Origin of the sequence: Micromonospora sp. L5 (genome assembly GCF_000177655.2) — a bacterium.
In the GTDB taxonomy this organism is placed as follows: Bacteria; Actinomycetota; Actinomycetes; order Mycobacteriales; family Micromonosporaceae; genus Micromonospora; species Micromonospora aurantiaca.
The window spans coordinates 819,397-841,704 of the sequence record NC_014815.1 but is presented as its reverse complement, the minus strand read 5'-3'; the positions used below and the strand labels follow the sequence as shown (position 1 = coordinate 841,704).

General features: G+C 69.1%; 25 protein-coding genes and 1 pseudogene. 14 read left to right on the top strand and 12 right to left on the bottom strand.

All coding sequences use genetic code 11. From position 1 onward, the window contains the following. Window positions 1-120: 120 nt before the first annotated feature. The 3 genes from ML5_RS33060 to ML5_RS04220 are packed head-to-tail and all read left to right on the top strand — an operon-like array spanning window position 121 to window position 1,901. Entirely contained in the window at window positions 121-246 is a 126-nt protein-coding gene (locus ML5_RS33060) for a hypothetical protein (protein ID WP_255348694.1), read from the top strand. Then, a complete protein-coding gene (locus ML5_RS31145) occupies window positions 239-949 on the top strand; it encodes an HAD family hydrolase (RefSeq protein ID WP_013473832.1) in 711 nt (236 codons plus the stop codon). The genes ML5_RS33060 and ML5_RS31145 overlap by 8 nt, the downstream gene beginning before the upstream one ends. A gap of 1 nt (window position 950) precedes the next feature. Then, a complete protein-coding gene (locus ML5_RS04220) occupies window positions 951-1,901 on the top strand; it encodes a hypothetical protein (RefSeq protein WP_013473831.1) in 951 nt (316 codons plus the stop codon). Here ML5_RS04220 and ML5_RS04215 read toward each other — a convergent pair. Next, window positions 1,892-2,929 (bottom strand): TRM11 family methyltransferase, encoded by a 1,038-nt coding sequence (locus tag ML5_RS04215; RefSeq protein WP_143766925.1) that lies wholly within the window; start codon window positions 2,927-2,929, stop codon window positions 1,892-1,894. The genes ML5_RS04220 and ML5_RS04215 overlap by 10 nt on opposite strands. Window positions 2,930-2,976: 47 nt before the next feature. After that, window positions 2,977-3,759, bottom strand: a complete 783-nt coding sequence (locus tag ML5_RS31140; RefSeq protein ID WP_013473829.1) for an HAD family hydrolase — start codon at window positions 3,757-3,759, stop codon at window positions 2,977-2,979. 168 nt (window positions 3,760-3,927) lie between these two features. Between ML5_RS31140 and ML5_RS04205 the strand changes: the two genes are divergently transcribed. Continuing rightward, on the top strand, window positions 3,928-4,278 hold the full coding sequence (locus tag ML5_RS04205) for a hypothetical protein (protein WP_041784087.1): 351 nt from the start codon (window positions 3,928-3,930) through the stop codon (window positions 4,276-4,278). A 120-nt stretch (window positions 4,279-4,398) separates the two neighbouring features. Here the strand turns inward: ML5_RS04205 and ML5_RS32690 are convergent, their stop codons facing one another. Beyond that, window positions 4,399-5,082: a 4'-phosphopantetheinyl transferase gene (locus tag ML5_RS32690; protein ID WP_236619358.1), complete on the bottom strand. Its 684-nt coding sequence runs from the start codon at window positions 5,080-5,082 to the stop codon at window positions 4,399-4,401. A 1,058-nt stretch (window positions 5,083-6,140) separates the two neighbouring features. On the opposite strand from ML5_RS32690, the gene ML5_RS04195 reads away from it, so the two are divergent. Further along, window positions 6,141-6,470, top strand: a complete 330-nt coding sequence (locus ML5_RS04195; RefSeq protein WP_236619357.1) for a hypothetical protein — start codon at window positions 6,141-6,143, stop codon at window positions 6,468-6,470. Window positions 6,471-6,723: 253 nt separating this feature from the next. Here ML5_RS04195 and ML5_RS04190 read toward each other — a convergent pair whose 3' ends face one another. Then, the gene (locus ML5_RS04190) at window positions 6,724-7,332 is read right to left on the bottom strand and encodes a TetR/AcrR family transcriptional regulator (protein ID WP_013473825.1); all 609 of its coding nucleotides are present in this window, start codon (window positions 7,330-7,332) and stop codon (window positions 6,724-6,726) included. Window positions 7,333-7,430: 98 nt separating this feature from the next. Between ML5_RS04190 and ML5_RS04185 the strand changes: the two genes are divergently transcribed. The 3 genes from ML5_RS04185 to ML5_RS31895 are packed head-to-tail and all read left to right on the top strand — an operon-like array spanning window position 7,431 to window position 9,531. Further along, window positions 7,431-8,081 carry a hypothetical protein gene (locus ML5_RS04185; RefSeq protein ID WP_013473824.1) on the top strand — a complete coding sequence of 217 codons (651 nt, stop codon included), beginning with the start codon at window positions 7,431-7,433 and terminating at the stop codon, window positions 8,079-8,081. A gap of 21 nt (window positions 8,082-8,102) precedes the next feature. After that, window positions 8,103-9,080: a CPBP family intramembrane glutamic endopeptidase gene (locus tag ML5_RS04180; protein ID WP_013473823.1), complete on the top strand. Its 978-nt coding sequence runs from the start codon at window positions 8,103-8,105 to the stop codon at window positions 9,078-9,080. Between the two features lie 19 nt (window positions 9,081-9,099). Continuing rightward, window positions 9,100-9,531 (top strand): hypothetical protein, encoded by a 432-nt coding sequence (locus tag ML5_RS31895; RefSeq protein ID WP_143766924.1) that lies wholly within the window; start codon window positions 9,100-9,102, stop codon window positions 9,529-9,531. Window positions 9,532-9,630: 99 nt separating this feature from the next. On the opposite strand, the gene ML5_RS32685 is transcribed toward ML5_RS31895, so the two are convergent. Together ML5_RS32685 and ML5_RS32680 are read right to left on the bottom strand one after the other, a co-directional pair. Next, on the bottom strand, window positions 9,631-9,939 hold the full coding sequence (locus tag ML5_RS32685; protein ID WP_041784081.1) for a hypothetical protein: 309 nt from the start codon (window positions 9,937-9,939) through the stop codon (window positions 9,631-9,633). Between the two features lie 9 nt (window positions 9,940-9,948). Then, on the bottom strand, window positions 9,949-10,119 hold the full coding sequence (locus ML5_RS32680) for a hypothetical protein (RefSeq protein WP_236619356.1): 171 nt from the start codon (window positions 10,117-10,119) through the stop codon (window positions 9,949-9,951). 336 nt (window positions 10,120-10,455) lie between these two features. On the opposite strand from ML5_RS32680, the gene ML5_RS04160 reads away from it, so the two are divergent. From ML5_RS04160 to ML5_RS04150, 3 genes are all read left to right on the top strand, one after another. After that, window positions 10,456-11,955, top strand: coding sequence for a SulP family inorganic anion transporter (locus ML5_RS04160; protein ID WP_013473822.1), 1,500 nt, complete (start codon window positions 10,456-10,458; stop codon window positions 11,953-11,955). After that, window positions 11,955-12,407, top strand: coding sequence for a MerR family transcriptional regulator (locus ML5_RS04155; RefSeq protein ID WP_013473821.1), 453 nt, complete (start codon window positions 11,955-11,957; stop codon window positions 12,405-12,407). The genes ML5_RS04160 and ML5_RS04155 overlap by 1 nt, the downstream gene beginning before the upstream one ends. 262 nt (window positions 12,408-12,669) lie before the next feature. Beyond that, window positions 12,670-13,452 (top strand): IS5/IS1182 family transposase, encoded by a 783-nt coding sequence (locus ML5_RS04150; RefSeq protein WP_013473820.1) that lies wholly within the window; start codon window positions 12,670-12,672, stop codon window positions 13,450-13,452. 17 nt (window positions 13,453-13,469) lie between these two features. On the opposite strand, the gene ML5_RS04145 is transcribed toward ML5_RS04150, so the two are convergent. Then, complete coding sequence (locus ML5_RS04145) at window positions 13,470-13,673, bottom strand: cold-shock protein (RefSeq protein WP_013283833.1); 204 nt, start codon at window positions 13,671-13,673, stop codon at window positions 13,470-13,472. 435 nt (window positions 13,674-14,108) lie between these two features. Between ML5_RS04145 and ML5_RS04140 the strand changes: the two genes are divergently transcribed. Further along, window positions 14,109-15,302: a PP2C family protein-serine/threonine phosphatase gene (locus ML5_RS04140; protein WP_013473819.1), complete on the top strand. Its 1,194-nt coding sequence runs from the start codon at window positions 14,109-14,111 to the stop codon at window positions 15,300-15,302. A gap of 71 nt (window positions 15,303-15,373) precedes the next feature. On the opposite strand, the gene ML5_RS04135 is transcribed toward ML5_RS04140, so the two are convergent. The 3 genes from ML5_RS04135 to ML5_RS04125 form a co-directional block, all read right to left on the bottom strand. Then, window positions 15,374-15,721: an STAS domain-containing protein gene (locus ML5_RS04135; RefSeq protein ID WP_235437409.1), complete on the bottom strand. Its 348-nt coding sequence runs from the start codon at window positions 15,719-15,721 to the stop codon at window positions 15,374-15,376. Then, on the bottom strand, window positions 15,718-16,182 hold the full coding sequence (locus tag ML5_RS04130; protein WP_013283830.1) for an ATP-binding protein: 465 nt from the start codon (window positions 16,180-16,182) through the stop codon (window positions 15,718-15,720). Before ML5_RS04130 ends, ML5_RS04135 begins: the two co-directional genes overlap by 4 nt. Window positions 16,183-16,430: 248 nt before the next feature. Continuing rightward, entirely contained in the window at window positions 16,431-16,727 is a 297-nt protein-coding gene (locus tag ML5_RS04125; RefSeq protein ID WP_013283829.1) for a helix-turn-helix domain-containing protein, read from the bottom strand. Between the two features lie 659 nt (window positions 16,728-17,386). Here ML5_RS04125 and ML5_RS32675 point away from each other — a divergent pair. Next, window positions 17,387-17,755: pseudogene (locus ML5_RS32675) on the top strand (transcriptional regulator); the annotation flags it as partial. 245 nt (window positions 17,756-18,000) lie between these two features. Here the strand turns inward: ML5_RS32675 and ML5_RS04120 are convergent. Both ML5_RS04120 and ML5_RS04115 read right to left on the bottom strand, forming a co-directional pair. Next, a complete protein-coding gene (locus ML5_RS04120; RefSeq protein WP_013473817.1) occupies window positions 18,001-19,026 on the bottom strand; it encodes a sporulation protein in 1,026 nt (341 codons plus the stop codon). Window positions 19,027-19,426: 400 nt separating this feature from the next. Next, window positions 19,427-20,812, bottom strand: a complete 1,386-nt coding sequence (locus ML5_RS04115; protein WP_013473816.1) for a glycoside hydrolase family 6 protein — start codon at window positions 20,810-20,812, stop codon at window positions 19,427-19,429. Between the two features lie 156 nt (window positions 20,813-20,968). Here ML5_RS04115 and ML5_RS04110 point away from each other — a divergent pair, with 156 nt between their 5' ends. Beyond that, the gene (locus ML5_RS04110) at window positions 20,969-22,261 is read left to right on the top strand and encodes a GAF domain-containing protein (protein WP_013473815.1); all 1,293 of its coding nucleotides are present in this window, start codon (window positions 20,969-20,971) and stop codon (window positions 22,259-22,261) included. Window positions 22,262-22,308 lie beyond the last annotated feature (47 nt).

Genomic DNA, 22,308 nt, shown 5'->3' with positions numbered 1-22,308 from the left:
AGCCGAGGCCGTCCGCGGTGAGGGCCGAGGATCCACGGCGGACGGCGGACGTCCTGGCCGGCTACGGCACCCATGAAGACGTGCGCGCGGACCGGCCGGCTCCGGGTACGGTAGCTGATCATGCAGCCGACCTCGTGGGTGAACTGGATCGCCACCGACGGCCGCCGCCCGGTGGAGAGCCCGGCGCGGCTAGTCAGCCTGATCGAGTCGGCCACATCCATCGCTTCGGGGGCAATCGATGACTGACATCCGCGCGGTACTGCTCGACTTCGGCGGCACGCTGTTCGCCATGCCGCCGGGCTACGGCCCGTATCTGCGGGCGGCCGAATCAGCCGGTGAGTCGATGACCGAGGATCAAGCCGCTGATCTGGCCCGGCGGTTCCAGCAGACGATGTCCGATCCCACCGTGATCGCGATGGAGGAGGTGCGGGACCGCTCGCCGCAGGCCCACCGGACCGCCCTGATCACCAGGTACCGCATGGCCGGGATGTCGGAGAAGTTGGCCGATGCGCTCTACGCGCAGCTGGTGGCGGAGGCCACGTGGGAGGTCTTTTCCGACACGGCCTCGACGCTACGGACCATGCATGCGGCCGGACTACGGCTGGCTGTGGTGAGCAACATCGGGTGGGACCTGCGGCGGCACTTCGTTCGGGCGAACATCCACGATCTCATCGACGCCTACGTGCTGTCCTGCGAGCTGGGGATCGAGAAGCCGCAGCAGCTCATGTTCACGACGGCCGCCCAGGCGCTCGGGGTGCAGGCCGAGCAGTGCCTGATGGTCGGGGACGACCCGTACTCCGACGGCGCGGCCATCCGGTTCGGCATGCCGACCCTGCTGCTGCCGCCGCATCCAGGCGGCGACCGGGGTCTGGGCCTGGTCCTGAGATGCCTCGGCCTGGCTGCCGGCGCGGACACCACCGACCGGCTCCGCGACGCGGTGGAGGCGTGACATGGAACGGATGACCTTCGCGGGTATGCAGATCCTGCAGCTCACCGACGCCGAGGCGGATCAGCTTGTGGCCGGCGGGCTCACCCCACCGGACGACGTCAACATGATTCAGACGGCCGTCCGCTACCCGGCCGACCAGCTGCGCCCCATGTTCGACACGAAGCCGACCTGGATCAGTTGGGTCAGCCCGATCCCGGACGGACGAGCCAGCTTGTTGTCGGCCCAGTCCGGGCGGGAACGGCGCCGGTCCCGGCAGGCGCTGGCGGCCTTCGACGGGCTCGACATCCGGTTCCACCCGACGATCGAGGCGGAGGTGTTCGATCCATGGCTGACCATCTACACCTCGATGGTCGACGGCATGGAGCAGGGGCTGAACATCGCCCGGGACTCGCGCGACGAGATCCTCGCACCCGACTCGCCACACCGGATGGCGACGGTCCACCGCGACGGCCGACTGGTTGGCGGCTGGGTCATGTATGACATGCCCGACTTCGACATCTTCCGGATGCGCTTCGCGGCCTTCGAGCCGGCCCTGCGCGATCTGGGTGCGGCCAGAGCGGCGATCCTCGTCACCGCCGACTGGGCCCGTGACCGTGGCCGCGCACTGTTCTCGCTGGGCAACGACATCAACTTCTACAGCAAACTCCTGAAGCCTGGCCTGCAGCATTTCAAGGTGCGCCTGGGTTTCCGGCCGACCCCCACCCATCTGCTGAACGATGTCGGCGAGATGGTGTGCGAACGGGTCGTCAACCTGGCCGGCTTGTCCTCGCTCGCGTTGGCGTACCTCGACGACGACCCGACCCCGTCAGCCACCGCCCTCGACTACCTCGACGGTACGTGTTGCCTGCAGCTCAATGCGTACGTCGAAGACGGTGCGGAGGTCGACCTTTCACTGTACGACGTGGACCCCCACCGTGTCCATTTCATTCCGCGGCGCGCCGATCAGCGCTGAACCGCCCGACTGTTGCCGCGCTTCACCACGACGTACGCCGACGGATGGGCCCCGCCCCGCTCAAGAAGGATCTCTTTGATCACCCGTAGCAGGGGCGTGCGTTGGACGGTCTCCCGGAACAGACGCTTGTCCTCGGTCAGCAGGACCGCCCTTCCCCGAGGCGTCATCACCCTGCTGATCTCACCCAGTGCCGCCGGGTACATCTGGATGTTGTGTTTGTGCGTGCCGACCCGCTTGCCGAACGGCATGTTGGCGATGATCCGGTCGATCGAGCCGTTGGGGAACGGCAGACGCTGGGCGTCGACGTTCAGCAGCGAACCGTCCAGCCCGCGGCTGTGTACGTTGGTCCGGGCCGCCCGGGCCCAGCTCGATTGGACGTCGCCGCCGATCAGCAGGCCGGGCTTGGCCATCTCGCCGGCCAGTACCAGTAGGGTTCCGGCTCCGCAGAACGGGTCGAGTACGGTCTGCCCGTCTTCGATCTTCGCCAGACGGACCATCACCGCGCCGATCACCGGATTGGTGGACGCCGGTGCCCGCAACAATGCTCCGAACCGCTCGGTCAGGTACAATTCGCCCACCTCGCCCACCAGTCCTCCGGGCGAGTCGACGACGTTGATGTCCCAGTTGCCGGCGCTGTTATGCCAGTGTGGGTCGGCCTCGAACTGGTCCCGGATGTCCCAGCGCGCCTCACCCAGGTCACCCACCCTGAACTGGATCTGCGGCGAGTCGCCGGTCAACGCGGCCAGGACACCACGCTCGGTGGATTCCCGTACTCGCCGATCCGGGTCCGGGTACAGGCAGATCGCTGCAGTGTCGAAGTAGCGGATCGCGGCCAGCGGACGCAGCGTTCCCCGGTAGGAGAGCTGCAGTGCGTCGCGCCGCCGGGCCACCACTCGCACCTCGGCACCGGAGAAGGTGCGCAGCTCCTCGAACAGGTAATCCACTGCGCCGGGCACCGTACGCAGCAGGATCTCGTCGTCGATCGACCGGTCTAGATCAAGTCGCCGGGGTCGACCATCGCTTGTCATATGTTGCATCTTACGGTTCGTGTCCGTGGCCATCGGCGGCCCGCCGGCTACGCCGGTACGCGGGCGGCCCGGCCAACCGGCGCGAGCAGCGCGGCGACCCGACCGAACCCGTCGGCAAGCCCGTCGAGCACGGCATCAGCTCCAGCCGCCAGAAGGTCACTGACCGTGGCCGGGCCGGTGGTCACCCCGACCGCGCGCAACCCTGCTCGGTGGGCGGCCGTGATGTCCTTGACCGTGTCGCCGATCAGCACGCCGCACCGGCAGCCGCCGGCAACCGCGTCCGACGCCGCCACCACGATGTCGTCCCGATCGACCGCACGGTCACCGAAGCCGCCGTCGATGAGCAGGTCGGCCAGGTTGGTCCGGCTCATCTTCCACCGCGCCACGGGGGCGGCGTTGCCGGTACACATACCGAGCGCGATACCGGCCTCCTGCAGTCGGGCGAGCATCACGCGGACGCCGGGCAGGAGATCGCCGGGGCCCCCGGCCTCGAGCGGACCCAGGTGCCCCGGCATGGATGCAACGATCGTCGGCAGGAGCCCGTCGATGTCGCGATCGGAGACGCGGTGTCGCCGGAGCATGACCCGGATCGTTCCAGCGTCGGTGCAACCGGCCAGGTCGACGCCCGCGTAGGACAGGTGACCGCGCTGGTATGTGAAGTCGAGGATCGGCAGCCCAGTGGCGGCCCGCACCGCGTCGGCCATCGCCCCCATGTGGGCGCGCTGCACGGATGAGCCCGGGCGGATCAACGTCCCGTCGAGGTCGAAGAGCACAAATGGCCGGCCGCAGGAGTCGTCGGGTTGATGGTTCCTGGGCAACCGCTGGCGCATTCGAAGTCCCCGCTCTGTCATCGTCATCCGGCGGCCCGACTGTAGTCCATCCCCCAGCGCGGCGTCGGCCCGCAGATCAGGCCCGACCCATCCCGACCAGCCCTCCCCGTCGAGCAGCGCATCGACCCCGAGAGCGGAGGCCAACCGTGTGCCTGCCACACGAGGCCGGTGCGGTTGATGTCGCGCCGGGCCGCTCCGGACAGTGACATCGGCATGCCTGGATTTCGTATTGAGGACGGTTATAAGAAGGAGGCTGGCGTGTGGCGTGACCAGGGTCTGAGAACCTCAGTGGCGATCGCCCTCATGATCGGTGGTGCCCTCGCGGTCGCACCGGCGACCGCCCATGCGCCCGTCTCCGCCGGTGCTGGGGATGTGTTCGCCGTGGATACCTGTGGTGCTTCCGGAATGACCGAGGTGCACGCGATGTCGCGGGCCGGCAACTTCCGCTCCTTCAGCCTGCATCCGGCTACCGACCTGGGCCCCGCCCGATCTGAACCGGTGGACGTTCGGCTTCGGTGAGTTCGACCCGGACAGGTTGAACGCGAACGTCTTCTCCAGCCCGACCAGCGTCGCCGGAGGGGAACTCCACGCGGATGATGCTGGCAGTGGCACCGGTGTCGGGCAATACCACTTTGCTTGTCATGCATCGCCGGTACACCGACGGTCTTGACCGGTCACGACCACTGCGGTGAGTAGCAGCGCTCGGACGATCCGCCAACGGCCGGTCAACACGGACAGCGGGCCGACGGCGACGCTCTCCCCCGCTTGGTGCACGGTCGCGGTGAAGGTCTCGGCGACCGGGTCGAAGCGCAAACTGGCGTCCTCGAAGCCGATCCAGCGCCGCACCAGCGGATACCATGCCTTGTAGACGGACTCCTTGGCACTGAAGGTCAGCCGGTCCCAATGCACGTCGGGTCGGGCCGAGCGCAGGGCGGCGAGACCGGGCAGCTCGTCGGGACGGGCGATCAGGCGCAGGAGTCCGTCGGGAAGTGGCTCGTGCGGCTCGGCGTCGATGCCGATCGAGTCCAGCAGCGTGACCGGAGCCAGCGCCGCGCCCCGGTACCCTGTGCAATGCGTCATGCTGCCCGCGATGTCGGCCGGCCAGATCGGGGCCCGGTCGGGGCCGCTCGGCACGGCCACCGGCGGCAGTCCCAGTTGGGTGAGCGCAAGCCGGGCACAGTGCCGGACGGTGGCGTACTCCAGGCGACGCTCCGGCACCGCCCCTGCGACGGCTGCCGCCTCCTGCGGGTACGGACGCGCTTCGGGCGGGTCGCACAGGAACTCCGCGACAGCTACGCCCTCCGGCAGGATCTTCGCGAGCACAGCCGATTGTGGTTCACGCCCGGCCCAACCGTCGACCCGGATCCCCACGGGCTCCGCCGGGGCGCGTAAGGCGACGACTCGCTGGAGATCACGTCGGATGCGGAGACAGGTGCGGCCCACGAACTGCGCCGGGTCCCCGTTTTCCGCCAGCAGTCGGGCGCAACGTCGGAGAAGCCCAGCGGTGACGACCTGCGACAATGGCAAAAAGCGGAGAAGGCGTTGTTGTCGGGGTTGCCGGCGGCGACTCCGCACGTGGTGCCCGACCCGCGGCTGGTCACCGCGAACGCGGTTCGGCGCCTTTGGGCGTTGCTGGGTACTCTGTCCGCTGCCGCGAGGGCGCTGGCACCGGGCGGCTCGATGATCAGGACCGGCAGCGGCGATCAGTTGGGTGCAGGCAGATGACTCGCGCTCGGGGGCGTAACACCGCAAGCACGCATCGCGGCGGGCGTCTGCCCGGTGCGGCGCGTCCCGAGGTGCCCGAGTGCGTCGACACCCCGTCGGACCCCACCCGCCGACCCGGCAGCCACGTCGGCGGATAACCACGCCGCTGACGTTTCCCAACGCAACGACGCCGCCATCCATCGACGGCACGAAGCCGAGGCGGCCCTACGGAAGGGGTCGCCAGAAGCGATAAGCACGCACACAGGGGCCACAGCGCTTCTGCTGATCTTCAGCAAGCGACCACAGCTACGCCGCGCTGCGACCAGCACACCAAGAAAGAAAACGAAGAGCCGCAGATCATCGGCCTGCGGCCACAAGCGGAGCGTCGTTTTAGGAAACCGATGCTCTATCCCCTGAGCTACGAGGGCGCGAGCGCCTAGTCTAGCGACCTGGGGTTCACCTGGGCTGGCAGGGAGTGGCCCGCGTTCACCCATGATCCCCGGACCGCTGTTGTCGCAGCCCAGGAGCACACCCGGAATCTCCATGTGACGCCGGTTGATCTTGACGGGCAGGGCGGGCCGGCCGGCAGGACCGGGGTCGCGTCGGCGAGGAGCGTGCTGGTTCAGGCCGCGGCGCGGATTGCCGGTGCCGGTCGGGTGAAGGTCTTGCGGTCGCGGATGAGTGCCCAGAGGACGTCGACGCGTCGTCGGGACGCCCCGAGGGTGTCGCTCTACTGGAACTGGCCCTATTTGCTGGTCCAGGCCGGCCCCGAACAGGCCCTCGCCTGGCGCACCTGTGGTCACATTCGCCACCCGCACGGCGCGCTACCCGACCTGTTCTTCCCCGCCGACCGGTCATGGCTGGTCTCCGCGCTCTGGGACGACACCTGGACCTGCGTCGGCGGCCCCGCACCACTGATCCACACCCTGGAGCGCGACCCCGTGGCCAACGCCCGCCAGGTCCAACTCGGCGAGGACGCGCTGCCACCGGGGCTGGTCCGCGAGTGACGACCCACGTCCCGGGTCGGCGGTCAGCCTCCGATCGTGGCTATCGCCCCCACTTCTCTCGGCAGGACGGCAGTCGCTGGTCGGTTTGCCGTAGATCCGCTTCCCGTCCGGGCCCGTGTAGCAGTGCTCGAGGTGGTCTTCGGCTTGGAACAGCGGGCGCCTGTCGATCTCTGTCCCGTGGCCGTCGTAGCTGACCAGTTCGGGGGCGTTGCCGGGGGCGCTGTCGGGATGCGGAGGATCGGCACGGGATGCCTCATGTGTTCGGGGCGTTGAGGACGCAGTCCACGGCCGTGTAGAGGGTTTCGGTTTCGGACTTCAGGATCGAGTCCTCGGCGGGCAGGGCTCGTTCGATGGAGAGCCCTTGGAGCACGGTGAGCAGGAATCTCACTCGGCGTGCGTGGTCTTCCCTGGGGAGCGCGCCTTCGTCAGCGAGAACCGTCAGCCAGTACTCGACACGGCGCCACCCTTCCCGCTCCAGGGCGAGATAGGCCGCGCGCACCTCCTCGGTCGGTTCGGGTGCGATGAACATCTGGTACGCCCTGCTCCACGCCTCACGTGCCTGCTCCCCGACACCGGTGGGGGAGAGCACCTGCCGGAGACAGTTGACCAGTCGATCCCGGGCGGACAGTGATCGGTCGTGGATCGGGTCATCAGGGAAGAGGTGGTCGTAGATCCTGGCGAGCACCGCGTCCTGCAGCGCCCGCTGGGTCGGAAAGTGGAACCTGAGCGAGCCTGTGCTCACCCCGGCCCGTGCCGCGACCGCACGCACGCTCAACCGCGCAGCCAGGTCCTCGGCGAGCATCGCCGCCGCAGCCGCGAGGATCCGCTCCCGTGAGCTGGTGCTCCCGTCGTCCCGTGTCACCTGCCACCTCCTGGCACATCGTACTAGCACGCCGTGCTAGCGTTGCCACTAGTACGGCGTGTTAGTGGACCCGGGCGATCGACGGTGAGTGAGGAAACGTGATCGAGGACTGGCGGCAACAGCGGGCGGCCAAGCGCATCAAGAGCGGAGACGGCCGGGCGTTGAAACGCCTCCGCTGGTGGCAGCTACCCTTCCGCACACTGTTCTACCTCGCACTGCCCAACGGGAACGGCCGGCAGACGGTGTACGCCGTCGACATCCCACGCCGGACCGACCCGGAGGGCGGCAAGGCGAGAGCGCACCTGTATCTCGACGGCAGACACCACGCCGAGTCCAAGCTCCCGGCGGCCTTCCCCGTGGAGGGCGGCACCATCGAGGTGGCGAACAGCGCATTCGGGCTCAAACGCTGCCACTACGTCATCACTGCGGGCGCCGAGTACCCCCTCTTTCCCGATCCGAGGTCCGCCGAAGGACGCCGTGCCCGCGTCGAACGCGAGCACCCGACGCTGAGCCGCTCGATCAGCCTCCTCTCGGTGCTGATGCTCGTCATCGGCGTGGGCCTGAACCTGCTGCAACTCGCCGGACCGGTTTCGCAGATCCCCCCGATCGCGGAGAACGTCGGAACGTTCGAATCGCCCGTCCGCCTACCGATCTGGCTCAACTTCGCCCTCGCCGTCGGGGCCGCACTGGGGAGCGCCGAGCGGGCACTCCGCCTGCGTTACAGCGTGCTCGACCACGCAGGGAAGTAACCCCATCCACAGGAGGACAGCATGACCGCGGCAACCAAGCCGAACTCACTACTCACTCCGGGCGAGCCCCGCAACGGGCCGTCAGCTCCCGCCGGGGTCGAATACCACCGGGTACTCGCTGGCGACGAACGCCGGATCGGCCGCGGCATTCTTGCGATCATCCTCCTGCTGGCCGGGTTCGTCATCTTCCCGACGGTCCTCGGCAGGGCGGCCGCGGCCATCGACGTACAGCAGGGCAACACCCCGCCGATCCTGGGCGGCACCGACTACACGCCGCTTTACCACGCCAGCACGATGCTCTCCCTCGGCCTGCTCATTCCGTGGAGCATGCTCATCCAGCGGTGGCTCTACGGCGTACCCGGTGCGTCCCTGCACTCCGTGACGTCACGGTTCCGCTTCGACCTGCTCAGCAGATCGCTGCTCGTCTTCGGTCCCGCCTGGCTGGTGGTCGTCGCCCTCGGATCTCTCGCGCCCGTCGACGAGGCCCCCTGGTCGCAGACCGACCTCGTCGCCATCTTCATCGCCACGATGCTCCTCACCCCGCTCCAGTCGGCGGGCGAGGAATACGGCGTACGTGGGTTGATCTTCCGCGTGATCGGAAGCTGGACCCGCAGCCGACGGGCGGGACTGGTCGCCGGGGTGCTGGTTTCGAGCGTGCTGTTCACGGCCGCACACGGAGCGACCGATCCGTACATCATCGTCTGGTACTTCGTGCTCTGGACCGGACTGGCCATCATCACCTGGCGCACCGGCGGGCTGGAGATCGCGGTTATGCTGCACGCCGTCCTCAACACGTTCTCCTTCATCCTGGCCACGTCCCTGCGGGTGGACCTCGGTAGTGCACTGCAGGACCGCTCAGCCGGAGTCGGCACGCCGTACCAGCTCGTCCCCGCCTTTGCGATCGTCGTCATCACCGCAATCATCTGGTGGCGCACCCGAAAGACAGGCCCAGCACTTACCACGGGCCGTCATCAAACATCACGTCACACCCGATCGTGACCTCGGCGAGGCAACGGCCGTGTTGCGCTCCCCGACGCCGCTGCGGCTCGGCGGGCAGCTCGAACCCTCGGTGGCCGGTGCCAAGTCCACTGTGGCCAAGGGCCGCGGCCGAGCCGACCGGCAACTCCTCGCCCGACTCTTCGTCAACCACCACCCCGCCGCACCCCGCGACGAGTACGACCTGCTCCGCGTCATCCTCCACAACGCCACCCGCACCGGCCTCGCCGCGCAGAACCGGACCGACCACCCCGACTTCGCTCAATACCTCGTCGGCGGAGTTCCCTGGGTCGGTCATCACCACCCGGCACGCGCAGCCAAACTCGCCACGCTGCTGGCCCACGCTGTCGCAGCACCGGAGACTGATGCGGCGCGGCAATTTCGCCGGATCCGACAAGGACGCGTCGAACCGACCGAAGCACGGCCTGAGCAGGACTTACGCCCGCTCTGCTGATCTTCGGCAAGCGAGCAACGCGCGCGTGCGACCCACTAACACGAAAACAAAATAGGAACCTGCAGGTAGTCAGCCTCCGGGTACAGATGGAGCGTCGTCTTAGGAGTCTCCATACGACTCCGGTTGATCTTGGCGGGGAGGGTGGAGTCTCTCGATGATCGGCGCCAGCGGGTGCTGGTCGAGTTGCTCGGCGATGAGGTCGTCGACAGCGGCGATGCGCTGTTCCAGGGCGGGGATCTCGGTAGCCAGCTGCCCGACGACCACGGCGGCGGCGCGTTGCCCGGGCAGGTTTACGGTCTGCTGCCGCGCGGCTGCCACCATCGCCTCGGCGACGTGGACAGCGTTCTTGACGTGGCCGCGTCGGAGCAAGGCGGTGATCCGGTCGACGCCGGCGTGCCGGATCGCCACCGGCGCCTGTCAGCACGCCAGGACCATCATCGGTCCCTTCCGGTTGAGTTCCACAGCCCGCTCCAACACCGGGCCGATCCCGGCGAGTAGTTCCTGCAGCCGGAACAGGGTCGCGACGCGCTGCCCGGCGAGGTCCGCCTCGAAGCTCAGCCACGATCCCGGCGAACACACGTCAGCCATCCCCGCTCCCGGCCCCGCAGGCACGGCAAGCCCGAGCCTGCCGCCGTCGCCGGCCGGCACCCCGGACAGGATGTGCGAGGAACTGGATCAAGGGCCTGGCAGCTGCGACGTCGTGATGATCAACACGTCCGGCCGACTCTTCTCTTACGTAAGGGTAGGTTCGGTACCGGTGAACCCGGGTGTGGCCGGGTGACTCCTGCGGCGGTCCTGACGAGTCCGGGCGATGAGGCCCGCAGACCGTCCAGACCGACTGTTGCTGATCTGTGAGTAGCTGCGTCCCGTGGTTCGGGGCGGGAGCTGTGCGCGTCCGTCAGGCACCCGAGTGGAAATGGCTTTATGTCTTCTGTGCTGTCCGCGGGCTCCCGGCCGCGTCTGTCCCGTCCGTCCTGGCTGTCGCCGAAGGTGTTCCGCACCGAGGTCCTCGCCGGTCTGGTCGTCGCCCTGGCGTTGATCCCAGAGGCGATCTCCTTCTCGATCCTGGCGGGGGTCGACCCGCGGGTGGGGCTGTTCGCCTCGTTCACGATGGCCGTCACGATCGCGATCTGCGGTGGGCGGCCGGCGATGATCTCCGCCGCGACCGGCGCGATCGCGCTGGTGGTGGCGCCGCTGGCCAAGGAGCACGGACTGGACTATCTGATCGCGGCGGTGATTCTCGGCGGGGCGATCCAGGTCCTGCTGGCGGTGCTCGGGGTGGCGAAGTTGATGCGGTTCATCCCGCGCAGCGTGATGGTCGGTTTCGTCAACGCCCTCGCGATCCTGATCTTCGCCGCGCAGGTTCCGCACCTGCTCGGGGTGCCGTGGCTGGTCTACCCGCTGGTCGCCGTCGCCCTCGCGATCATGGTTGGACTGCCCCGCCTCACCCGCGCGGTTCCGGCGCCACTGGTCGCGATCGTGGTGCTGACCCTGGTCACCGTCGTCGCCAGCGTGGCGGTGCCGACCGTCGGTGACGAAGGTGCCCTGCCGGACAGCCTGCCCACCCTCGGCCTGCCGCAGATCCCCTGGACCATGGACACCCTCACCCTGATCGCCCCCTACGCCCTGGGGATCGCGTTGGTCGGGCTGATGGAGTCGCTGATGACCGCCAAGCTCGTCGATGACATCACCGACACCCCGTCCAGCAAGACTCGCGAGTCCTGGGGCCAGGGGGTCGCCAACATCGTCACCGGGTTCTTCGGCGGCATGGGCGGCTGCGCGATGATCGGCCAGACGATGATCAACGTGAAGGCGTCCGGTGCCCGCACCCGGCTGTCGACGTTCCTGGCCGGCGTCTTCCTGCTGATCCTGGTCGTCGCGCTCGGCGACGTGGTCGCGGTCATTCCGATGGCCGCCCTGGTCGCCGTGATGATCATCGTGGCGGTGTCGACGTTCGACTGGCACTCCGTCGCCCCGGCCACCCTCAAGCGGATGCCGTACGGGGAGACGATCGTCATGCTCGCCACCGTGGTCACCACCCTGGCCACCCACAACCTGGCCATCGGTGTGGTGGTCGGCGTGCTCACCGCCATGGTGATCTTCGCGCGCCGGGTCGCCCACCTGGTCGAGGTCACCAGCGTCCTCGACCCCGACGGCGGCACCCGCATCTACTCGGTGCACGGTGAGCTGTTCTTCGCCTCCAGCAACGACCTCGTCGGCCAGTTCGACTACACGAACGACCCTGACGCCGTGGTCATCGACATGACCCACGCCCACGTCTGGGACGCCTCCTCCGTCGCCGCCCTCGACGCCATCACCACCAAGTACGCCGCACGCGGCAAGACCGTCGAGATCATCGAGCTGAACCAGCCCAGCGCCCGCATCCACGACACCCTCGCCGGCCGACTCGGTGTCGGCCACTGATGGCCTCCACCAGTCGCGACACCGGGCCGGAGCAGCGCGCCTCCGGCCCGGCCACCGGTCGCCTCATGCAGATCGGCGAAGCCGCCGAACGGGTCGGGCTCAGCATCCGCACCATCCGCCACTACGAGGAAGCCGGCCTGATCGTCCCCTCCGCCCGCAGTGACGGCGGCTTCCGCCTCTACACAGAACCCGACCTCGACCGCCTCGCCGTCGTCAAACGCATGAAACCGCTCGGGTTCACACTCGACGAGATGCGCGACCTCCTCGCCGTCCTCGACGCCCTCGACACCGCCACCGGCGTCGACCGCGCCGCTCTGCTCGACCGGCTCGACATGTTCCACACCGCCGCTACGACGCGGGTCATCGCACTGCGCGACCAACTCGCCATGGCCGAAGGCTTCGCTCGCGCGCTACGCGACGAACTCGACCACCACGGCGGCCCAACCGCCTGAGGCGCCGCCGCTGCCGATTGCCCATCAACCGATGGCCGGCCTTCTGCCGATCAGATGATTTTCGCGACGGCGTGATGAGCGCATGAAACGCCGAACGGCGGCCCGCTGAACCAGTCGGGCCGCCGTTCAGAGAATGAGCCTTTTTCATCCTGATCTTGCAGGTCAGCGTGGGTAGGCGGGGGCCGTAGATCGATGAGGGCGAGGCTCCAGGTAAGACAGCAAATCGACCAAAACCCGATGCCCCAACACGGGAGCCTCGCCTGTGCTGTCTTACCCGTCCACGATCTCGTTGTCCAGCCGGACCCTGAACCACCTCGCTGACCGTATCCGCCACCACCGTGACCAGCGTCGATCCAGGTGGCGGCGCCTCGACGCGGGACGGCAGGCACTGCTCGCTCTGGCTCACCTGCGCAACGGTGATACCTACACCCGGCTGGCCGCCGGGTTCGCCGTCGGCGTGAGTACCGCTTGGCGGTACGTGCAGGAAGCGATAGCCCTGCTCGCGATGGCCGCGAACGACCTGGCCACCCCCATCAACCGGATCCGCCGGCTGGCGTACGCGATCCTGGATGGCACCCTGATCCCGATCGACCGGGTCGCCGACCAGCGGCCGTACTACTCGGGGAAGCACAAGCGCCACGGCGTGAACGTGCAGGTCATCGCCGACGCGGCGGGCCGCCTCGTTTGGGCTTCGCCGGCGCTGCCCGGCTCTGTCCACGACCTGACCGCGGCCCGGACCCACGGCATCATCGAGGCGCTGACCAGCGCAGAGGTGACGACCTTCGCGGACAAGGGCTATCAGGGAGCCGGCGGGAGCGTGCGCACGCCGTTCAAGCGGCGCCGCTTCCGGCCCAAGCTGTCACGCCGACAGAAGGCCGTGAACCGGGCCCACGCGAAGATCCGCGCCCGCGGCGAACGGGCGATCGCCACACTCAAGACCTGGAAGATCCTGGTCAAGCTGCGCTGCTGCCCACGGCGGGCGACCACGATCGTGCAGGCCATCCTCGTTCTGCACCACGTCGAAGCCAACCGCTACGCAGGATGAAAAAGGCTCAATGTGGATCAGAGCGGGCGGATGTTCTCCGCCTGCGGACCCTTCTGGCCCTGGGTGATGTCGAACTCCACCTTCTGATTCTCGTCGAGGCTGCGGAAGCCGCTCGCCGAGATCGCGGAGAAGTGGGCGAAGACGTCGGCGCCGCCGTCGTCCGGGCTGATGAAGCCGAAGCCCTTGTCGGCGTTGAACCACTTCACGGTACCTGTAGTCATGTCTGCTCCTTCGCAGGCTGTTAGAGACCGCACTGTGCGGACCCTTACGCCGCCGCGTTGATCACCCGCGTCGAAACGACACGAAAAACGAAAAGCGCCTGGATGGGTTTCAGATGCCCCATCAGGCGCCGGAAAACGTCTACGGAAATCAAAACTGCAACTCGGCTACCGTAGCACATGATCCGTCGTCGATCCGATGGCGGTGAGTGGACCTGGCCGCCGGCCTTGCTCCCCTGCGGAGGCGCGCCCGGATCCAGGCCACCGCAACCGGCACCGACCGCGCCGACCTGCTGACAGGCTTGCCACGTTCCACACCCGCCGCCACTGCCCTATCGGGCGATTCCACCGTCGCGCACCAGAGCGTGATGGGTGGAGCGCCCGCGTACTCTGATCGCTCGGGCAGCCCCGTGTGGGCGGGGGCGAAGGTCGGTGGGCATGAGCGAGCGGGACGCACTGCGAGGTCTGCTGCGGCAGTCGCACCACGCCCGGCCCGAGGATCTGCCGGGGATGGCACGGCGGGCCGCCCGGCAGCTCGGCGCCGACGACATGATCCTCTATGTGGTCGACCACGAGCAGCGTCAGCTGCTCGCGCTGCCCGGTCCGGACGCACCGCGTCGAGTCTCGCTGGCCATCGAGGGAACCATGGCCGGCCGGGCGTTCAGCATGTTGCGCCCGTTCGGCGGCCCGGTGGACGACGGTGCGCGGTTGTGGTTGCCGCTGCTCAACGGTCTGGAGCGCGTGGGCGTCGCGGAGGTGGTCGCCGCAGCTGCCGTGCCTGACTCCGCGGTGGCCGCGTTCGAGGCGGTGGCCTCCCTGCTCGCCGAGCTGGTGATCACCCGATCGCACCACAGCGACACGATCGAGTCGGTCCGCCGCCGCGAGCCGATGCGCCTGCCCGCCGAGATGCTGCGCGCCCAACTTCCTCCGCTCACCTTCTCCACCGGTGGCGTGATCATCAGTGGGATCCTGGAGCCCTGCTACGACGTGGGTGGCGACGCCTTCGACTATGCGGTCAACGGCGACATCGCCCACCTCGCCCTGTTCGACGCCGTCGGGCACGGCTCCGGTGGCGGGATGCGCGCCGTGATGCTCGCCAGCCTGGCCCTGGCCGCGTACCGCAATGCCCGTCGGGGCGGGTTCGACCTGGTCGAGACCTACCATCACATCGACACCGCGGCGCGTGACCACGACCGGCGCGGACTGATCACCGGCGTGCTGGCCGAACTCGACCAGCGCACCGGCCGGCTGCGGGTCATCTCCGCCGGACACCCGGGCGGGCTGGTGCTCCGTCGCGGCAGGGTCGCCGCCGTCCTGCCCACGCCCACCGCCCTGCCGGTGGCCCTGGGCGACCGGCGTCCTCCGATGGTGGTCGAGGAAGCCCTCGAACCCGGCGACGACGTGCTCTTCTACACCGACGGCATCATCGAGGCCCGCTCGGCCGACGGGGAACGGTTCGGCACCGAGCGGCTGGTCGACTTCACCGTCCGAGCACTGGCCGACGGGCTGCCGCTACCAGAGACCGCGCGGCGTCTCGTCCACGCGATCCTCGCCTACCAGGATGACCGGCTGCAGGACGACGCCACCGTACTCATGGTCCGCTTCCGTGGGCCCACGGCAGGCAGAGCCTGACCGCCCCGCAGTCCCAGCGTCGCAACGGCTGTTCCGCCGCCCGCCGCGACGAGATTCCCCGCCTCGCGCACTCAGACCGCGGTGGGTGGCGGATCTGCCACCCGGCCGAACAGCTGCATGATGCCGGTCAGGTCGAGGATCCGGCGGACCTGCCCGGTGGCGTTGAGCAGGGTGAGATCCACTCCCCGGTCGACCGCGTGGTGGTGCGCTCCGACCAGGATGCTGAGTACGGTCGAATCGATGAAGGTCAACCCTGCCAGGTCGATCTCCACCGTCCCGGCCTGGGCGACGGTCTCGTGCAGCAGGTCATCGAGCCGATCGGCGCCCGACATGTCGATCTCACCGGACAGCGCCAGGACACGACGATCAGCACCGACGTCGACATGCCAGTGCCAGGTCTGCTCCGTGGCCACTGTCACCCTTCCTCGTACACGGTCGATCGGGGGCGCAGCTGCGCTGTCACCGAGGCGGTCGTTCCCTGTCCGGAGTTGTCGATCATCAGCCCTTCGGTGAGCTGCTGTGCCAGCCACAGTCCCCGGTGGCCGACCTCCCCGGGCGACGGCAGGGCGACGGCAATCTCACCCAGCCCGGGCCCGTTGTCGCTGACCTGGCAGGTCAGCAGGTCGTGGTGCTGCCACAGACGCACCTCGCCGCTGCCCCCGCCGTGGCGCACCACGTTGGTGACCAACTCGTGCACCGCCAATACGAAGTCCTCCAGCCCGTCGCCGACCAGACCCGCCGAACGGGCTGCCGCGGCGACCGCGTGACGCAGCGCCGTAACCCGCGCAGCGGTGATCTCTTCCGACAACAACGCCACGTCGCCGGCGCCGCGAGCGGTGCTCCACCCGGCACCCACGTCGTCCGTTCCGCCGCTGCCCATGATCGGACGCTACACGCAGCTGATCCGCCGCGCCCGGGCACGCCGGCCAGGCGTAGGACGGCGACCCCTCGGACCGCCGGTCACGCACAGCATCCCGGTCGCCGGCCGGATGTGAAGAGGTGCGACGAGCGGGGCTGCCCGGTCCGAGGCGGGAACCCAGGCGTTCGCCTGGTGGGCCGGCCGGCTCATCGCCCGCCGACGACCTCGCACGAAGGGTGGGCTGGTCAGTCCTGTCGCCGCGGCCCCCGCTACTGCTTCTCGTTCTGCCGGAGGGCTTCCTCGAGTTGGTCTTCCAGAATGATGATCCGGCAGGCGGCCTCCAGGGCGGTGCCGTCGTCGACCATTTCGCGGGCCCGGGCGGCCAGGCGCAGTTGGTAGCGGGAGTAGCGGCGGTGCCCGCCGCTGGAGCGCTGCGGATTGATCAATTTTGTCTCGTCCAGGCGACGCAGGAAGTCCTGCGTGGTGCCGAGCATCTCCGCGGCCTGCCCGATGGTGTAGGCCGGGTAGTTCTCATCGCCGAACATGTCTTCGGGGTTTTGCCCCATGTCACCTCCACGTCGAGGGCCCCGGCGCACAAGCGCCGGGGCCCAGGGTTACGGGTCAGAACACCATCTACCGACCGGAACGTCGGCTTGTCGTATCCGCACCAGCCGTCATCGACGGCTTCGGGTGCGAGGATCGCATATGCGTGACCGGAGACCACCTCTCGTTCGATGGAAACTGCGGTGTCCGCCCGGCCTGACATGACGGCCGACGGCGGGCGATCCAACGGTGTAAGGCCCTCCCTTTCCTCTGCGTACACGTTTCCCTTGCTGTCGTACGGTCCGCCGGCGCCGGAGCCCACGCGACTTCACAGCCCCGACACGTGCAGCGAACATCAGCCGGAGCCCTGAAAGAACCTTGGCCCCACCTGCACCCCGGCGTGTGTCACGCCGGAACTGACGTGCTCTTACTGCCTCTCAAGAGGAACGGTGAAGCATGTTCCTCTTCTATCCGCCCGTCGTGTCCTCACGGCCGGACGGCCCGTCTGCGTCTTGACGGATCTTTCCTCTCGACTTGAAGAAGAGTATGCCGTACCGCAGAAGATGTCTAGCCGTTCCAACCTAGATTTCCTGGCCGACGGTCCTCAGGATGACGGGTCCGCCGAGCAAGCAGGCGCGAGCCATGGCGACAACGACCCGACGCCGATGCCACCTACCGGCCGATGAAGACCGCCGCGCGGTCGACGACGTACCAGGGCCGGCCGCGTTGGTCGCGTTCACCGCCCACGACGCAGCCCTCCGGAGGCCCTCGCCGGCGGGTACGCGCTCGTCGCGGACCTGCGCGCGGCAGGCGGCCGGCATCCGGCCGACGAACGGCTCCGCGGCTGGTCGCGGAACTGCAGGCGACCAGTGACCGCTTCGCCGAGCTGTGGGAGTCCGGCGCCGTCGGCCGGCACGAGCCCGCCCGCAAGACAATCGATCATCCGTACGTGGGTCCGCTGACCCTGGACTGCGACGTGCTCACCGTGGCGGGCAGCGACCTGCGCATCATGATCTACACGGCCGAGCCGGGCACCGAGGATGCCGACCGCCTGGCCCTGCTCACTGTCGTCGGCACCCGGGCGCTCGCCGGTGGAGACCAGCTCGGTGTGGATCGCGGTGACACCACACCGGCCGGAGCCGACGTCCGGCGGCCCGGAGAGGTCTCCGGGCCGCCGGACGGTGGGCTACTTGATGCCGGTCAGGGCGCCCAGGGCGTTGGCGGTCCGGAAGTACGGGTTACGGCCCAGGTCGCCGACGGCGGTGATGATGGAAGGCATCCGTGAGGAGGAGTGGTTCACGCCTCCTCGTCGTCGCCGAAGGAGTCGAAGACCTCGTCGGCGACCATGCCGCCGGCGAAGCCGAGAGCGGCGCCGCCGACCACGCCCGCGGCGACCGCGCCCATGCCGGGACCACCATGACGCTCCTGGTGGTGCTCCTCCTTGTAGTGCCCGCCGGGGTGGCCGTACGCGGCGTGCCCGTAGCCGGGCGCGCCGTATCCCTGGGCGGGCGGGGCGTAGCCGTGGCCGTGGCCGGTGTGCAGGCTCTGGTAGCCGTCGAGGGCCTGGCGGACCCAGGTGTCGACCTGCGCGGCCCAGTCGACGCGGTCGGCGTCGGCGTGCGCGGCGTGGTAGCGGCCGTACGAGTCGTGGCCGCCGGTGAACAGGCCACCGCGCTTGTCGAACTCCAGCACCACGTCGACGCCGTGCTCGTTCGCGACGAAGGTCAGCTCGACCTCGTTGACGCCGTGGGCGTACTGCGCGGCGGCGTAGTACTCGATCTCCTGGTAGAACGGCAGGCTCTGGTGCAGCCCGGAGATGTGCCCGCGTTCCAGGTCGGCGCCCTTGAACCCGAAGCCGAGCCGGCCGAACGCCTCGAGGATGCGTTCCTGCACCGGCAGCGGGTGCACGTACACCGGGTCCAGGTCGCCCTTGTCGATCGCGCCGCGGATCGCCACCTCGGTGCGCAGGCCCATCGTCATACCGTGCAGATTCTGCCCGTACAGGTCGGTCACCGGGGTCTCCCACGGCATCGCCACCTGGAACGGCAGCGACAACTGCTGACCCTCGCGCAGGTGCAGACCACCCGCGACCTGTACGCGGTGGAACTCGACGAGGGCGTCGTACTCCTCCTCCGCGCCGTCGATCTCCACCCGGGTGACCAGCCCGACGGTGATGTGGTCGATCTCCACGTCGTGACTGCCGCCGGTCAGGTTCACCTGCCCGGCCAGCATCAGTCCCGGGCGGGTGCTCGGATTGGACAGGACCGTATCGACGCTGGGGCCGCCCACCCCGAACGCGCCCAGCATCTTCTTGAACACCACGAACCTCTCCCTCGACGACCGCCGTACGCGCGACACGAGGACCGTGAAACTTTCACGTGAAACCCTTGTGCCACAACGAGATCAACGGCGTCCATAATGGAAGCCGTCGAGCGGGGAAGCTACCAACGCCACCTGAGAAGTAGCTGAGTGAATCCAGGCGGTTACCCTCCGGCACCAGGGTGGAGTGCCGCGACGGCTCGCATGGCGACGTCGACGGAGGCCTGAAGGTCCTCGCGGCTCGCGCCGGCGTGGATCCGCCACGCGTACCAGAACCGCGACGAGCTGGCCCGCAACCTGAGGCGGGCACGGCGGTTCGTGAATCCGTTGCGGACAGCAGCGGCGAAGTGAGAGGCCCGGCGCGGAGAACGATCCTCCGCGCCGGGCCCCGGGTCGGTTCCGGTCAGGCGGCGCAGGTGGCGGTGGCGCCCTGGCCGGTGCCGGTGCCCTGGAAGCCGAAGTTGGTGGTCTGGCCGGCGCCGACCTGCCCGTTGTAGCCCACATTCGTGAACCGGACGGTGCCGCTGGTGCCGCTGGCCTGGGCGTTCCAGGTGCCGGTGATCGCGGCGCCGCCGGGCAGCGCGACGGTCACGGTCCAGCCGTTGATGGCCGCGGAGCCCGCGGTGACGTTCACGCTCGCGGTGAAGCCGCCGTTCCACTGGTTGATCGCGACCGCCGCGGAGCAGCCGTTACCGGCCGGCGGCGGGGTGGTCGGCGGCGCCGTGGTGGGCGGCGCGGTCGTCGGCGGAGCCGTGGTCGGCGGTGCGGTCGTCGGCGGGTTGGTCGTCGGCGGCGCGGTGGTCGGCGGGTTCGGCGCGCCATTCGCGAGGCTGAAGGCCAGGTCCGGCTGGAACGAACCGGCCGTGTAGCGGCAGCCGTCCGCCTCACCCGGGGGCTTCACCCAGAGGTACGCGTCGATGTTGGCGTCGCCGGTGTTCGTCGTCGGGTACTGCCCGATGCGCCGGTCGGTGTTGTCGTCGGCGCACCAGTCCCCGGCGGCTCCCCCGTTGCGGCTGGTGTCGATGACCTGCCGCTTGCCGGAGATGCCCATGCCGTTGAGCGCGGAGATGACGGCCCGGCCGAAGTTCGCCTCACTGGAGGTGGGGTTGAAGTTCGACACGTTGGTGAAGAAGCCGTCGGCGTACTGCACGCCGGCCGCGCGGAGCCGGTTGGCAGTGTCGTTGGCGCTGTTCCAGGTCGAGTGGCCGCCGTCGAGGTACACCTTGGCGTTGGGGTTGGCCGACTTGATGGTCTGGGTCGCCGTGGTGAGCGCCTGGTTGCGGGCGTTCAGCTCGCCGGTGCTCAGGCAGGTCTGGAGCGCGAGCGAGTCGGTCTCCAGGATGATCAGGACGGTCTGGTTGCCGAGTCCGCGGGCGAAGTTGGACACCCAGGTCTGGTACTGGTTGAGGTCCGGCGCCCCGCCGGCGCTGGCGCCGCCGCAGTCCCGGTTGGTGATCTCGTACACCGACAGCACCGGGATCTGCTGCGCCGCGTTGGCGGCGCCGATGAAGCTGGAGACCTCGGACTGGATGGTCGACGGGTTGAAGTTGGCGTACCAGCGCGCCTGCGGCTGGCTGGCGATCTTGTCGCGGATGACGGCGGCGCGCGAGTCGCCGGGGTTGGCGGCGACCCAGCGGACGACCGCCGAGGACGGGTCGCGGTAGAGCGATCCGGACACCGTGCCGGCGGATGCGCCACCGACGGCGAAACCGACGCCGGCCGCGGCGAGGCCCGCGACGGCGGCCACGCTGATGGCCGCTGATCTGCGGCGGGACGAGCGGATAGCCACGTCGTGTTTCCTCCTGATCACATAGACGTATCTAAGTTCATGGGAGCGTTCCCACGACGGTAACGGAGGCGGGCGTCGATGCCAAGATGTGAACGTCGGCCACTGCCCCGTAATCTGGCGACGGTCGACGAAGCGGGCGTGGGAGGAAGACCAGGCATGACGGCGCTACCAGGCCAGCATCTGCCCACGGCGGATCCGTCGGTCACCGGGCGGCCCGCGGACGAGGATCTGCGGACGCTGTTCGGCAAGTCCATCGCCGTCTTCGCGGCGCTCGCCGGGCCGACACACGTGGTGGAGGCGGCGAACCCGGCGTTCTTCACCGCCATCGGCGAGGAACGCGCCCGCACCGGGGTCGCGCTCGCCGAGCTGATGCCGGAACTGGACGGCCAGGGCTTCATCGCCCTGCTGGACGAGGTCTACCGCACGGGCGACTCCTACACCGGCCACGACGCCCGGATCATGCTCGGCACCGGGTCGCAGGCGCGGGAGGCGTTCTTCGACTTCACCTACGAGGCACGCCGCGACGCCGACGGCACGGTGACCGGGATCCGCGTGATCGGGGTGGAGACCACGCAGGTCAAGCACGCGCAACGGCTGATGGCCGAACACCGCGCGATGCTGGAGCAGATCGCCCGGCAGGCGCCGCTGGCCGAGGTGCTCGACGGGATGGCCCGCTGCATCGAGAACCTCGCGCCGCAGGAGGTGCTCGTCTCCGTCCTGCTCGCCGACGCCGACGGCCGGCACCTGCGCCACGGCGCCGCGCCCAGCCTGCCCGACTTCTACAACCAGGCCATCGACGGGATCGCCACCGGCGAGGGTGTCGGCTCGTGCGGCACCGCCGCGCACCGGCGCGAGCCGGTCATCGTCACCGACATCGCCACCGACCCGTTCTGGGCCGACTTCCGCGACCTGGCCGAGCGGGCCGGGCTCGCCGCCTGCTGGTCCACGCCGATCCTCGCCCGCGACGGCAGCCTGCTCGGCACCTTCGCCATGTACCACCGCACCCCGCGCGTCCCGCGCGACGCCGACCTGGCGCTCGCCCGGGTCTTCACCGGCACCGCCGCCCTGGCCATCGAACGCCACCACATCGAACAGGCGAAGGCCGAAGCGGACGCCCGCGCCCGGGCCGCGCACGACGAGCTGGCCCGGGTGGTGCGGGCGGAACGGGAACTACGGGCCGAGGCGGAACAGCGTGCCGCCGCGGCGGCGGAACTCACCGCCCGGCTGCGCGCCGCCGCAGCCGCGCAGGCCGCCACTCCGCGCCCCGAACGGTGTCAGCTCGGCGGCGGCGACGGCTGCACGGCACCCGCCGAGATCAAGATCGCTGACTCGTGGGGTGACTCGGCGTGGGGCTGCCCGCCCCACGTCGAGGAGGCAATCATCAACGTGCGTTCGGTCTTCATCGCCAACAAGGAACTCGGCGGCCTGGCCGCCTACCTGAACCGCTGACCACTCGACCGCGCCTGGCGACACCATCAAGGGGACCGGTGCGCGCG